Source organism: Dactylosporangium sp. NPDC000244 (assembly GCF_040300725.1).
Lineage (GTDB): Bacteria > Actinomycetota > Actinomycetes > Mycobacteriales > Micromonosporaceae > Dactylosporangium.
This window is the reverse complement of the sequence record NZ_JBEPEH010000004.1, coordinates 150,642-163,845: the sequence shown is the minus strand read 5'-3', so window position 1 is coordinate 163,845 and position 13,204 is coordinate 150,642. Positions and strand designations below refer to the sequence as shown.

The 13,204-nt window shown below is 74.9% G+C and carries 10 protein-coding genes; 1 reads left to right on the top strand and 9 read right to left on the bottom strand.

Annotation, left to right across the window (positions count from 1 at the left end; translation table 11 throughout):
* Positions 1–6: 6 nt before the first annotated feature.
* From ABT369_RS07365 to ABT369_RS07325, 9 genes are all read right to left on the bottom strand, one after another.
* Positions 7–1,287: a KamA family radical SAM protein gene (locus ABT369_RS07365; protein WP_350610843.1), complete on the bottom strand. Its 1,281-nt coding sequence runs from the start codon at positions 1,285–1,287 to the stop codon at positions 7–9.
* Positions 1,284–2,981 carry a class I adenylate-forming enzyme family protein gene (locus ABT369_RS07360; protein ID WP_350610842.1) on the bottom strand — a complete coding sequence of 566 codons (1,698 nt, stop codon included), beginning with the start codon at positions 2,979–2,981 and terminating at the stop codon, positions 1,284–1,286. Before ABT369_RS07360 ends, ABT369_RS07365 begins: the two co-directional genes overlap by 4 nt.
* A complete protein-coding gene (locus ABT369_RS07355; RefSeq protein WP_350610841.1) occupies positions 2,974–4,293 on the bottom strand; it encodes a flavin monoamine oxidase family protein in 1,320 nt (439 codons plus the stop codon). The genes ABT369_RS07360 and ABT369_RS07355 overlap by 8 nt, the downstream gene beginning before the upstream one ends.
* Complete coding sequence (locus tag ABT369_RS07350) at positions 4,290–4,532, bottom strand: acyl carrier protein (RefSeq protein ID WP_350610840.1); 243 nt, start codon at positions 4,530–4,532, stop codon at positions 4,290–4,292. Before ABT369_RS07350 ends, ABT369_RS07355 begins: the two co-directional genes overlap by 4 nt.
* The gene (locus ABT369_RS07345; RefSeq protein WP_350610839.1) at positions 4,529–5,860 is read right to left on the bottom strand and encodes an amino acid adenylation domain-containing protein; all 1,332 of its coding nucleotides are present in this window, start codon (positions 5,858–5,860) and stop codon (positions 4,529–4,531) included. Before ABT369_RS07345 ends, ABT369_RS07350 begins: the two co-directional genes overlap by 4 nt.
* A 236-nt stretch (positions 5,861–6,096) precedes the next feature.
* Positions 6,097–8,154, bottom strand: coding sequence for an AfsR/SARP family transcriptional regulator (locus tag ABT369_RS07340; protein WP_350610838.1), 2,058 nt, complete (start codon positions 8,152–8,154; stop codon positions 6,097–6,099).
* A 452-nt stretch (positions 8,155–8,606) separates the two neighbouring features.
* Complete coding sequence (locus ABT369_RS07335) at positions 8,607–9,416, bottom strand: SDR family NAD(P)-dependent oxidoreductase (RefSeq protein ID WP_350610837.1); 810 nt, start codon at positions 9,414–9,416, stop codon at positions 8,607–8,609.
* Positions 9,417–9,565: 149 nt separating this feature from the next.
* Positions 9,566–10,837 carry an MFS transporter gene (locus ABT369_RS07330; RefSeq protein ID WP_350610836.1) on the bottom strand — a complete coding sequence of 424 codons (1,272 nt, stop codon included), beginning with the start codon at positions 10,835–10,837 and terminating at the stop codon, positions 9,566–9,568.
* The gene (locus ABT369_RS07325; RefSeq protein WP_350610835.1) at positions 10,831–11,811 is read right to left on the bottom strand and encodes an ATP-grasp domain-containing protein; all 981 of its coding nucleotides are present in this window, start codon (positions 11,809–11,811) and stop codon (positions 10,831–10,833) included. Before ABT369_RS07325 ends, ABT369_RS07330 begins: the two co-directional genes overlap by 7 nt.
* Before the next feature lie 119 nt (positions 11,812–11,930).
* Here ABT369_RS07325 and ABT369_RS07320 point away from each other — a divergent pair, with 119 nt between their 5' ends.
* Entirely contained in the window at positions 11,931–13,190 is a 1,260-nt protein-coding gene (locus tag ABT369_RS07320; protein WP_350610834.1) for a DUF2314 domain-containing protein, read from the top strand.
* Positions 13,191–13,204: the final 14 nt, after the last annotated feature.

The window sequence follows — 13,204 nt, the reverse complement described above, 5'->3', positions numbered from 1 at the left end:
CTCTCCTTACTGCAGCGACCACCAGCGGCGGCCGGCCTCGGGCAATGTGTGGATCGGGTCGTAGTAGCGGGAGGCGCCGGACCATTCGGACACGCCGCGCTCGCGGTCGTAGGAGACGACCTGGTGCACCCAGCGCTTGCCGGCGTAGGGCACGTCGCAGACCAGGCGCGGGGTGGCGTACCCGGGCAGCCAGCCCATCAGCCCGTCCTGCAACGCGATCGCGGCCGAGAGCGGGATGCGCCAGTGCTCGGCGCCGGGGATCATGTCGCAGAGGTAGAAGTAGTACGGCAGGATGCCCGCCTCGTCCTGCAGCGCGAAGCACAGGTCGAGCAAGGCCCCGGCCGAGTCGTTCACCCCGGCCAGCAGCACGCCCTGGTTGCGCACGTCGCGCACGCCCGCGCCGAGCAGCGCCCGGGCCGCCTCGGCGACCAGCGGGGTGAGCGACGCGGCGTGGTTGGCGTGGGTGTGCACGGCGAGGTTCACGCCGCGCTCCCGGGCCACGGCCGCGACCCGGGCCACGCCCTCGACGACCCCGGGCTGCAGCCAGTGCTGGGGCAGCCCGACGAGCGCCTTGGTCGCCAGGCGGATGTCGCGGATCGAGTCGAGGTCGAGCAGCTGGAGCAGGAAGCCCTCGAGCTGGTGCCACGGCACGTTGGCCACGTCGCCGCCGGAGACGACCACGTCGCGGACCGTGGGGGTGCGCTTGAGGTAGTCCAGCATCAGCTCCCGGCGATGGGCGGGCTTGAGCGTGAGCCGGGTCTTGGCCACCTGCGGCGTCGAGGTGCCCACGAGGTCCATCCGGGTGCAGTGCCCGCAGTACTGCGGACACGTCGTCACCAGCTCGGCGAGCACCTTCGTGGGGTACCGGTGCGTGAGCCCCTCGACCGCCCACATCTCGGCCTCGTGCAGCGAGTCCCGCAAGGCCCGCGGGTGGCTCGGCCAGACGGGGTGCCGGTCGGAGGCGAGCGGCAGCATGTAGCGGCGCACCGGGTCGGCCCGCAGCGCCGCGGTGTCCGGCTCGGCCCCGGGCACCATCGTGTTGAGCATCTGCGGCGGCAGCAGCATCGCCATGGTGGCGAACCGGTCCCGGTCGGCGGCGAGGTCGTCGTAGAAGTCGTCGCCGACCCGGTCGCCGAGCACGGCCCGCAGCTGCGCGGGGGTCTTGACGCAGTGCGCGCGCTGCCAGCCGGCGCTGCGCCACTCGGCCGCGGTGACCGACCGGTAGCCGGGCAGGCGCCGCCAGTCGGGTTCGACCAGCGGCGTCCGCACGTAGGTGTAGCCGGTCACGACAGCAGGGACGCGTGCCGCGCCCGCAGCTCCCGCTTGAGCACCTTGCCGGTCGGGCCGAGCGGGAAGTCGGCCGGGGTGCGCGCGATGCGGACCGCGGCCAGCGGCGCGAGACCCGCCCCGGCGAGCTCCTTGTTCGCCCGCTCCAGCAGCTCGTCCTCGCCGGGCTCGGGGCCCGCCTGCGGCTGCACGACGGCGACCGGGAGCTGGCCGCCGCCGGGCGCGGGCACGCCGATGACCGAGCAGTCGCGGACCAGGCCGGCGCAGTCGGCGAGCAGCACCTCCTCCAGCGGCAGGCTGTAGACCGGGCCGTCCACGGTGTCGATGACGTCGACGGTGCGGTCGAGGTGGTAGAAGTTCCCGTCCGCGTCGCGGTAGGCGACGTCGCCGGTCAGCCAGTACCCGTTGAGCTCGAAGCTGGCCGTGAGCCGGGGGTTGTGCCAGTAGCCCGGCGTGCGCGACGGCGACTTGATGGCCAGGAGCCCGACCGTGCCGTCGGGCAGCGCGGTGCCGTCCTCGTCCAGGATCGTCGCGTCCTCGACGACCTCGAGCGGCTTGCCGACGCACCGGTCGTTGCGGATGGTCTCCGGGGTGGTGATGCCGCCGAAGAGCGCCATGCCCATCTCGGAGGAGCCGAGCCCGTCGACGAACTGGGAGCCGGGCAGCGCCGCCTCGGCCGCGGCCTCGCTCGGCAGCAGCCACGGCTTGATGAGCCCGGCCGGGCGCTCGCCGAGGGTGACCAGCCGCCGGATGTGGCCGTGGTGCGCGGAGTCGCCGGTGTTGAACCACGAGTGGACCTTCGCGGCGCCCTTGACCGGCAGCTCGCCGGTGGCCAGCTCCACGAACGTGCGCGGGAACGACGCGACCATGGTGGGCTGGAAGGCCTCCATCACCGGCTCGACGGTCGCGCGGCGGTGGTCGCCCATGACCACGACCGGCAGGCCGAGCAGGATCGCGGTGAGGAAGTAGCTCAGCCCGCCCGCGTGGGTGTGGGGCATCAGCGACATCAGGCGGTCGTAGGGCTCGCAGGGGAAGCGCACCATGCGCGGCTGCTTGCCGTTCCAGAACTGCCGGTGGGCGAGCATCGTGGACTTCGGGGTGCCGGTGGTGCCGCTGGAGTGGATGAGCCCGACGACGTCGTCCGGGGCGTGCTGGTGGGGGTACGACGGCGGCAGTTCGATCCCGGACGCGTCGAACGCCTGCACCTCGGCCGTGAGCGCCAGGAACCGGGGCCGCCGCTGGGGGTCCTGCCGGTAGGCGGAGGCGAGCCGGGTGGTGTCGTCGGCCACGACCCCGACGACGCCGACGTGGTCGAGGTAGCGGACCATGACGTCGGGCCGCATCGCGTCGTTGACCATCGCCGGGATGGCGCCGAGCGCGGTGAGCGCGAGGAAGTGCAGCAGCGGCTCGAGGCCCTCGGCGACCACGACGGCGACGGGCTCGCCGGGGCGGACCCCGTTGGCCGTGTACCAGCGCGCGTAGCGGTCCCGCAGCGCCACCAGGTCCAGCAGGCTGTGCCCGCGCAGGACCACGCCGCCGGTGTGGTCGAGGTGGTGGCTGTAGACCATCGGCACGGCCCGGTTCGGGTTGTGCTCGGCCGCGTACTGCAGGAAGTTGCCGGCCCCGAGCGCCGGCTCGGTCATGAACCGCTCGCGCACCTCGAGCGGCGCGACCGGGCTGTGCGTCTCATGCATCGTGTCCCTCCAAAACCGACAAAGCCGCTCGGTGGCCCGAGCGGATCGCGCCCTCCATGAGCCCGAAGAACTCGGTGCTCGTCTCCGTGCCGGCCCAGTGCACCCGGTGGTGCCGCTCGGTCAGCCGCGGCCCGGTGGCGAGCCAGTCGCCGGGGCCCAGGAGCGCGGCGTAGCAGCCGCGGCTCCAGCGCTCGTGCACCCAGTCCGTGACGTGCACGGCGATCGGCTCGGGCAGGCCGGGGAACAGCCTCGCCGCCTGCGCGGTCGCGGCCGCCCGCCGCTCGCTCTCGCCGAGCGCGGCGAAGCGGTGCGCGTCGGCGCCGGTGACGAACCCGGTCAGCACCCCCGCCCCGCCGCCGGCCGGACTGTCGTCCACAGTGGACGTCAGCGGCCCCTGCGCGCTGACCGACCAGCCCGACAGGCCCTGCTCGCGCCACAGCGGAGCGGGATAGACCAGGTGTACCTTCACCGCGCAGCCGGGCGCGGTGGCCCGCCCGGACCGGGGCGCCGGCAGCCCCGGGCGGAAGTCGATGGCGTCGGCGAGCAGCGGGGGGACCGCGACGACGACGGCGTCGGCGCGGAAGTGGCCCTCGACGGTCACCCCGTGCGCGTCCTGGTGCACGCTCGTGACCGGCCGGCCGAGGAGCACCCGCCCGGCGAGCCGCTCGGCCAGTAGCTCGCAGGCCTGGTGCGCGCCACCGTCCACCCTGGACTCCTGGGCGCCGCCGGCGAAGGCGTTGAGGTATCGCAGCCCCCCGCCCGAGCGCAGGTAGAACGCCATGTGCAGGACGGAGACGTCCTCGGGCGCGGCGGCCATCATCTCGCCGAGGAACAGCGGGAAGAAGGTCCGCGCGTCCGGGTGGGCCAGGTTCGCCCGGGCCCACGCGTCGGCGGTGAGCGTGTCGAGCGCCGCGGCCCCCTCGGTGGCCCAGGGCGCCGCGGGGTCGACCCGGCGGGTGAGCGCGTCGAGGCGGTCGAAGAGGTCGCCGAGCGCGACCGCGGCCAGCGGCGGGAACCGGCCGTCGCGCTGCTCGACGGCGTCGCCGTGCAGCGCGAACCGGCTGGCCCCGTCCATCCCCGTCGGGACGGTCTTGAGCCCGAGCCGGGCCAGGAGGTCGAGCAGGGCGGTGTGGCGCTCGCCGAGGTACGCGGCGCCGGCGTCGACCCACGCCCCCGGCGCCACCTCGAGGCCGTGGGTGCGCCCGCCGACCCGGCCGCGGGCCTCCAGCACGGTCACGTCCGCCCCGGCCTCCGCGAGGCGGGTGGCGGCGGTGAGCCCGGCCAGCCCGGCCCCGACCACGACGACCCTCACGGCGCCACGCCCAGCGGGCTCGCCTGGCGGCCGATGAGCAATGTGGACAGTGCGGCCGGGGTGGGATGGGCCACGAAGTCCTCGAAGGTCAGCTCGCCGCCGCCGGCCCGGTAGACCGCGGACAGCACGCGGGTGGCCAGCAGCGAGTCCCCGCCGGCGGCGAAGAAGTCCTCGTCGGGGGCGATGCCGGGCGCCTCCAGCACCTCGGCGTAGATCAGGGTGAGCTCGTCGATGGTCAACGCAGGGCCTCCTCGTGGGCTTGGGCGGTGGCGGAGCGGTCGACCTTGCCGCTCGCGGTGTAGGCGAGCGCATCGACTTTCTCGATGCGCGCGGGCACCAGATGGCCGGGCAGGTGCGTGCGGACGAAGGCGGCGATGTCGGCGAGGTCGCCGGTCTCGTGGGTCGTGACGACGTAGGCGGTCAGCGACGTCTGCCCGCCGCGGACGCTCGCCACCACGGCGGCCCCGCGCACGCCCGGGTGCTCGGCCAGCCGCGCCTCGATCTCGCCGGGGTCGACGCGGATGCCGCGGATCTTCACCTGGCGGTCGCGGCGGCCCTCGTGCACGAGCAGCCCGTCGCCGCGCCGGGACACCAGGTCGCCGGTGCGGAACCAGCGCTCGCCGTCGCGCTCCACGAACCGCTCGGCGGTCTCGGCGGGCCGCCCGAGGTAGCCGCGGGCGAGCGCCGGGCCGCCGATGAGCAGCTCGCCGTCGGCCTCGATCCGCTCGCGCACGTGCGGCAGCGCCCGCCCGATCGGGGCCCCGTCGCCGGGCAGCTCGGCGGCGTGCGTGATCAGGGTGGTCTCGGTGCAGCCGTACGTGTTCAGCAGCCGCACGCCTCGCGTCCCCGGCAGCCCGGACCACTCGGCGAGCCGGGCCGGGGCCACCGCCTCCCCGCCGATGACGACGAGCCGCACGCTCGCGGGCAGCCCGTGCCCGGTGGCCGCGAGGTGCCGGACGAGCTCGTGCCAGAACGCGGTCGGCAGGTTGAGCACGCTGACCTCGTCGCGCTCGACCGCGCGCAGCAGCCGCGGGAACGACCCGCTGTGCGCGTCGTCGGCGAGCACGACCGCGGCCCCGGCCAGCAGTGTCGGCACGATCTCCTCGAAGCACGTGTCCCAGTTGAGCGAGGCGAACTGCAGCACCCGGTCGGCCGCGGTGAGCCCGAACAGCTCGGCGAGCGCGGGCGCGACCGTCTCGATCGCGGCGCACGGGGTGGCGACCGGCTTCGGGGCGCCGGTCGAGCCGGAGGTGAACAGGATGTAGGCGAGCCCGTCCTCGTCCCCGGCCGCGTCGCCCGGCTCCGCGACGGCCCGGCGCATCGCCTCGCGCCGGGCGGGCGGGAACGCGGGGTCGAGCGGGCAGTAGGCGCCGCCGGCCGCCCAGATCCCGAGCAGCGCGGCGATCGTGGCCGGGTCGTGCCGCGCGTCGACGGTCACCGTGCCGGGCCGCGGTCCGAGCCGGCGCCGCACGGCGCCGAGGTTCGCGGCGAGCTGCCCGTAGCTCACCGGGATGCCGTTGTGCACGATCGCGGGCCGCAGCGGGGCGACGCGGGCGTGCGCGGCCACGGCGGACAGCAGCGTGTCGATGATGCCACCTCACCTGCTCGAAGGGCGCTCGACGCGATGTCGAAGGCCCGCCGAGCGTGGCATCGGCCGCTACAGATCGGCTGTGGAAGCGCCACACGGTCGCGGGTGGTGCGCTGCGGGCGGGTGATGCGGTGGGCGCCGCCTGCCCGCGCGGCCCGCGGGCAGGGCGGGTCGCGCGGGCAGGGCGGGTGGTTCGGGCCGCGCGGGCAGGGCGCTCAGACGGCGATGCCGACCGGCCCGCGGCGGCGCATCCACTCGTCGACGGCGTCGCGGTCCACGAGCTCGGCCCCGCACTCGCGGGCATAGCGCAGCACCAGGTCGTGGAACCGGTAGCCGCCCGGCCCCGACTCGGTGAGCAGGTTGACGCTCACCAGCTCGTCCAGCAGCTGCCGCACCCGCCGCAGCGCCCGGTCGGTCGCGGCCACCGAGCGGTCCACCGGGATCGAGGCCCCGCGGTCCAGCCCGAGCCGGCCGAACAGGTGCGCCGCCGCCGGGCTCAGCGCCGCGTGCGCGCTGGCCAGCGCCGGCGCGAGCACGCGGGGCACGCCCGCCGGCCCGCCGAACCCGTCGCGCGGGCCGTCGCCGGGGGCGCCGTCGCCTCGCCGGGCGCCGCGGCGGACCACGTCGAGGGAGCCGCCGAACGCGTCGTCGTCGTGCTCGCCGCCGGCCAGGTCCTCGGCGAACGCGTCCAGCGACTGCCCCGGCCGCCCGGCCAGCCGCAGCCCGGCCGTGCGCACCGCGAGCGGATAGCCGCCGCACCAGCGCACGAGCCGCCCGGCCGCCGGGTCGCCGCGGCGCATCTCCCGGCCCGCGATGCGCTCCAGCAGCTCCCGGGTCGCCTCGCCGGTGAGCGGGTCCATCGGCAGTACCTCGACCTCGTGGTGCGCGGCCAGGGCCGGCAGCCGCAGCCGGCTGGTGACCACGAGCTGCCCGTCCGTGGTCGGCGGCACGAGCGGGAGCAGCTGCTCGACCGAGCCGGCGTCGTCGGCCACGATGAGCACGCGGCGGCCGTTGAGGTGGGCACGGTACCGCGCCGTGCGCTCGTCCAGCCCCTCCGGCAGCTCGTCGCGGCCCGCCCCGAGCGCGGTCAGCACCGCCCCGAGCGCGGCCAGGGGCGTCAGCGCGCCGCCGTGCAGGTCGACGTAGATCTGGCCGTCCGGGAAGTCCCCGGCCGCGCCGTGCGCCCACTTCACGACGAGCGCGGTCTTGCCGAGCCCGCCGAGGCCGGAGACGAGCACCACCCGGGGCTCGTCGGCGGGGCGGGTGACCGCGTCGGTGAGCGCCTTGAGCGCCTCGTCGCGGCCGGTGAAGTGCCCGACGCTGGCCGGCAGTGTGGCCGGCGCCCGCATGGCCCCCGCGGCCGTGGTGAACGACCCCGCCGCGAGGGCCCCCGATAACGCCGCCGCGTCGGCGATCCGGGGCGCGAACGGGTCCGGCGCCCGCTCGAGCCCCACCGCCAGCGCCGAGCCCATCGAGCCCGCGGCCGGGGCGGGCGCGTAGGCCGTGATCGCGTCCGCCCAGGCCTCGACCCGCGGCGCCCCGATCTCGCCGCGCAGGATCGCCGCGTGCAGCCCCCGCAGCTCCGGCCCCGGGTCGCCGCCGAGCTCGTCCGCGAGCCGCCGCCGCAGCGCCTCGTAGACGTGCAGCGCGTCGGCCTGGCGGCCGGCCCGCAGCAGGGCCCGCATGAGCTGCCCGGCGAGCCGCTCCCGCAGCGGGTTCGCGGCCAGCAGCCCGCCGATCTCCCCGACCAGGTCCGCGACCCCGGCCAGCCCGGCCGGCGGCCCGAGCGCCAGCTCGGCCTCGAAGAGCTCCTCGAACAGGCCGATGCGCAGCTCGGCGAGGCGGACGCGCTCGACCTCGGCGCCCGGCGCGGTGACGCCGTCGAGCGGGTCGCCGCGCCAGAGCGCGAGGGCGGCGCGCAGGTCACGGGCGGTGTCGGCGACGGTGGCGCCGCGGCGGGCCCGGCGCACCAGGACGTGCATGGCGTCGAGGTCGGTCGCGGCGCCGTCCGCCTCGAGGACGTAGCCGGGGTGCCGGGTGGCCAGCGTCGCGCCGACCTTGCGCCGCAGCGCCGAGACGAGGCCCTGGACCCGGGAGCGCGGGGCGGCCGGGTGACGGTCGCTCCACAGCAGCTCGATGATGCGCTCGGTGGACACGACCGCATTTCTGGACAGCGCGAGAATGGCGAGAACATTACGTTCCAACGGCGAGAGGGAAACCGTACGGCCGGATACACGCGCCTCTGTCGGGCCCAGCAGCGATATCTCAAGCATCGATAAACCTCATCCCGGAGAACTGTCCCACATCGTGTGTGTGATCGATTGCGGCCGATCGGTTCGCGATCGGGCATTCATTCGTGCACGACGAGGCGAGCCCGCGGCAAGACCCGGGCAACCATCACGGAGCGTGATGTCCTTCGATGCGCGGCCAAGGGAGCGAATCGGGCGAATTGCCGGGTGGTTTCGCGCCATGTGCGAAGTCGGGCCTTTTCCGGCACGCCGGGCGAGCGGCGCACAGGCCGCGAAGCAGGGGATTGCCCCGAACCCCGCGGTATGTGGTCGGGTCCCCACGCATGCCGCGGGCCCGCGCGAACCCCAGCGGGCCGGACACCGCGGCCGGGGCCCCGAATCGCATTTTCAATTCGCGATGATCGATATATAAAACAAAGCCGCCGGACTCGAACACGTGTTCGAATCCGGCGGTTTATGCTCGGTCGGGCGGGGTGTCAGACAAGCCAGGAACTGGCCCGGCGGCGAATCTCGGTGCCGTCGGCGTCGGCGAGCTTCACGGCGGCGAACTCGCGGGCCCAGTCGCTGGTCAGCACCCGCAGCGGCGGGTCGGGGTCGGCCAGCGCGGCGAGGATGATCGCGGCGATCTCGGCGGCCGGCTGCGCGCCCGGCCAGGCGGTGCGGGCGACCCAGTCGAGGTAGGGCCGCAGCACCGGCTCGTAGGGACCGGCCGAGGCCAGCAGGGAGTCGCGGGTGACCCCGGTGTTGGCCGCGAACGCGGTCTGCAGCACCGGCCCGGGCTCGACGAGCACGACGGTCACCCCGAGGCCCCGGGCGACCGGGGCGAGCGCCTCCATGAAGCCCTCGACGGCGAACTTGGCCGCGCAGTATGCCTCGTTGAACGGCTGCCCGACGAGCCCGCGGGTGCTGCCGACGGTGAGCACCCGCCCGCCCGAGGCCCGCAGGTGCGGCAGCGCGGCCTTGGTCATCGCGACCACGCCGAAGAAGTTGACCTCGATGTTGGCCCGGAACGCGGCCAGGTCGGCCTGCTCGATCGTCGGCACCGTGTTGCCGACGCCGGCGTTGTTGACCAGCGCGTCGAGGCGGCCGTGGTCGGCGGCCACGCCCGCGACGCAGGCCGCGACGGACTCGGGGTCGGTGACGTCGAGCGGGCGGACGTCGATGCCCGGCAGGTCGAAGGGCTTGCGCATCCCCGCCACCACGGTCCACCCGCCGGCGGCGGCCGCCGTCGCGGTCTGCCGCCCGATGCCGGTGGACGCTCCCGTGACCAGCAGCACCTTGCTCATGCCGGCACCTCCGCTTCGCTCCGGTGTCGGCCTGAGGAAACTGTGTCCATGATGAGCGGCCCCTCCGCTTCGCTCCGGACCGCTCATGCCGGCCCCTCCGCTTCGCTCCGGACCGCTCATGCCGGCCCCTCCGCTTCGCTCCGGACCGCTCATGCCGCCACCTCCGCCTCGACGGCGGCCCGCTCGCGCTGGAGCAGGCCGTGGATGGGGGCCAGGGGAATGGCCGCGAACAGCGTGCCGATGAGCGTGCCCCCGGCCATGGTGAGCTTGGCCGCGCCGAGGATGCCCCAGTCCCCGGCGAGCGCGTCGACGATGATGCCGCCGGCGAGCACGCTGAACGGGATCACGCCCCAGGTGATGGTGCGGAACGCGGCGTGCGAGACGGCCTGGTCCCGCGAGGGCACCCGGGCCTGGCGGACGGCGGCGGTGCTCACGTTGTACCAGACCATGAAGATCCCGTAGAGCGTCAGCGTCGCGCCCAGCACGATCGGGGCCGGCAGCGCGGGCGCCAGCAGCACGCCGAAGCCGACCGCCGAGTGCAGGAAGATCGACCACGGGATGAGCCGGGCCGCGCCGAGCCGCGCGCTGACCCGCTGCGCGACGAGCGACCCGCCGACCGCCCCGGCCGCGGCGATCGACATGACCGCGCCGAGCGCGCCGACGGACATCCCGAGGCCGCGGTACGCCAGGATCGGCAGCACGGTCACGAAGATCGGCCCGCCGATGTTGGCCAGCAGCGTGCCCTGCAGCGTGCGGCGCAGGACCGGGTCGCTCCAGTTGAGCCGCACCCCGTGCGCCAGGCGCTTGAACATCGGCTCCTGCCGCCCCTCACCGCCGCCGTAGGGCTTCATCGCCCGGATCTGCAGCGCCGAGAACAGGAACGAGGCCGCGTCGACGAGCAGCGCGCCCGCGCCGAGCAGCACGTAGATGCCGGAGGCGACGGCCGGCCCGACGACGTCGGAGGTGGTGCGGCTGGCCTCCAGGTGCGAGTACGCCTTGACCCGCCCCTCCGGCTCCACGATCGAGGCGATGGTCGCGGTGTAGCCGACGTTGAAGAAGACCGCGGTGGCGTTGACGACCGCGACGACGGCGAACGCCAGCGGCACCGACAGGAAGCCCCCGAAGTAGGCGGCCGGGACGAGCGCGATGACGGCCGCCCGCACGAGGTCGCAGCCGATCAGCGTCCGGCGCAGGTCCCACCGGTCCACCAGCGCGCCCGCGACCAGGCTCAGCAGCGGGATCGCGAGGTACTGCGCCATCGCGACCAGCCCGACCTGGAACGGCGAGGCGTGCAGCACCAGGATCATGAGGGTCGGGATGACGAAGATGCTGATCTTGTCGCCGATGTTGCTCACCGTCTGCCCGGCCCACAGCAGGTTGAACTCCCGGCCGAGGCGCACGGGCGGGTCGGCGGTCAGCATGCGGGCTCGGCGAAGCGTGCGGCGTGCCCGCGGCGGTAGGCGTCGAAGCGGGCCGCGATGAGCTCCCGCTGCGTGCGCACCGCGTCGGGCGACTTGGCGTCCGGGCACTGGATGGTGCCGTCGAGCTCGATCTCCGACAGCCACCAGCGCTCGCCGTCGTGCAGGAAGTCGGCGCACAGGTACGGCAGCCGCAGGTTGTCCTTGAACCACGCGACCGCGGGCCGCAGCTCGTCGGGCAGGTCCGTGTAGTAGAGCTTCCCGCCGGTGCTGAACTGCACGTAGAGCGCCCCGTCGCCGGGCCGGCGCACCAGCACCCCGAGCGGCTCGCCGTCGACGAGGTAGACCCGGTAGTCCGTCGTGCGCGGCCCGAGGTACGGCTGGAACACCAGCGTCGTATCCCCGCCCTGGGCGAGGCTGAGCAGCCCGCGCACGTCGTGCGGGTTGTGCGCCAGGTTGATCCCGCGCGAGGCGCACCAGCCCGACGGCTTGGCCAGCGCCGGGAAGGGCAGCGCCCCGATGCTCGCCACGTAGTCGTCGTAGACGAGGTCCCGGCCGGGCCCGATGCGCACCGTCGGGATCGTCGGCACCGGGCAGTCGCGCAGGAACAGGGCCGAGGCGAGCTTGTCGTTGCACAGCATCGCCAGGCGCGGCGGGTGCGGCAGGTAGAAGCCGGCCTGCTCGAGCACCTCGTACAGGGCGAGCTGGTTGAACACGTCGGCGGACTGGTACGGCAGGGAGTACAGCGACGTGATGAACAGCGTGTCCTCGGGCGTCACCGGCACCCCGTCGACCCGCACCACCGGCCGCCTCGGGTCCAGCGCGTCGACGACCACCGACTCGGGGGTCACCCGCTCCCAGCTCAGGTCGAGGTCCTTGGCGACCTCGGCGTAGGTCTGCCAGAACGCCGCGTTCCAGGTCGCCGAGGTCCGGCTGGACTCCCGGTCCGGAAACAGCCAGCACAGTCGTCGCAGCATGCCTAACCCCCTGCTCGTCGGTGAGCGTTGCGCGCCCACGGGTGCAGGGAGTGTCGCGAGCGCCGCCACGGAACCGCTTCGGGTCGACTACACGCGCGGAATGCGACAGGATTGCCGGCGTGGAGATCGTGCTCAGCGTGCCCGAGACCATCGTCGCCACCTACGTCGTGGCGACCGACCGGCCGCCGGGCGACCCGGCCGCGGCCGCGAGCGCGGCGGCCGCCCGGATCGAGGGCCCGCTGGGCGAGGCGGTGCGGCGCATGCTCGACGGGCCGCTGATGTCGGTCAGCGTCGCCCCGGTCGCCGAGGCCCCGCCGCTGCCGATCGAGCACCTGCGCGTCTTCACCGCCCCGCCCGAGGCGCTGCGGGCCGTGGTCACCGCCACGCACCTCGTCGTCGTCCAGGCGGTCTTCGGCGCCGGCTGGCCGCCCGCCCACGAGTGGCACGCCCGGGCGGTCGCGGCCGGCATGGCGCAGGACCTCGGCGGCACGCTCGTCGACCTGTTCACCCCGCAGGTGCTCGACCCGGCCGCGGCCCTGGCCTCGCTGCCCGGGCCCGACGGCCGCTCCGCGCTGAGCGCCTGGGTGCTCGTGCCGCAGTCGGCGGGGGATCGCGGGCTGTGGATGACGACCCGCGGCCTGGGCCGCTTCGGCCTGCCCGAGCTGCAGGTGATCGACGTGCCGCCGACGCTCGCGCGGGCCTGGACGAGCGGGCTGACCGGGATCGCCCGGGCCCTCGTGGTGCGCTGGGCGCAGGCGGTCGAGCGGGCCCACGGCGAGGCGTTCGTGCGCATGCCGAACGAGCTGACCGTCACCGCGGCCGACGCCGTGCGCGCCTACGGCGAGGTGCCCGGGGCGGACGCCGAGGCCCGCTCCACGCTCCTCCAGCTGCGCCTCGACGTGGAGTCGCCTGAGCACGACAGCCTGCTGACGATCATCCCGCCCGACGAGTTCCCGTACTCGGCCGGGGAGTTCCTGGCCCGGGTCGTCGACGAGCTGTTCGGGGTGCGGTCCACCACGGTGCGGTACGCGCCCGACGACGAGCGGATGCGCGACGCCGTCGCGACCGCCCGGGAGGCCCTGCCCGCGGCCCGCACCCGCTTCCTGGCCGGCGAGTTCGGCCCCGAGCGGCACCTCATCGTCAAGCACCGGCTCACCCGGGGCGACGCGACGGAGCTGATCTGGTCCGCCGTCACCACCTGGCCCGACCCGCGCCGCCTGCACGGCGTGAGCATGTCCGACGCCGAGATCGACCCGGCCGTGCGCACCGGCCGGCCGACCATGGTCCGCGAGCCGGAGATCGTCGACTGGGGCGTGTGGATCGACGGCGAGGGCATCGTCGAGGGCGGCTGGACCAACGCGGTACTGACCGGCGAATGACGCTCAGGTCGGGC

What these genes read in the sequence shown, in the direction of transcription:
- ABT369_RS07340 (WP_350610838.1), bottom strand. Translation starts at nt 8,154, where the DNA reads ATGCTTGAGATATCGCTGCTGGGCCCGACAGAGGCGCGTGTATCCGGC.
- ABT369_RS07360 (WP_350610842.1), bottom strand. Translation starts at nt 2,981, where the DNA reads ATGCATGAGACGCACAGCCCGGTCGCGCCGCTCGAGGTGCGCGAGCGG.
- ABT369_RS07335 (WP_350610837.1), bottom strand. Translation starts at nt 9,416, where the DNA reads ATGAGCAAGGTGCTGCTGGTCACGGGAGCGTCCACCGGCATCGGGCGG.
- ABT369_RS07330 (WP_350610836.1), bottom strand. Translation starts at nt 10,837, where the DNA reads ATGCTGACCGCCGACCCGCCCGTGCGCCTCGGCCGGGAGTTCAACCTG.
- ABT369_RS07325 (WP_350610835.1), bottom strand. Translation starts at nt 11,811, where the DNA reads ATGCTGCGACGACTGTGCTGGCTGTTTCCGGACCGGGAGTCCAGCCGG.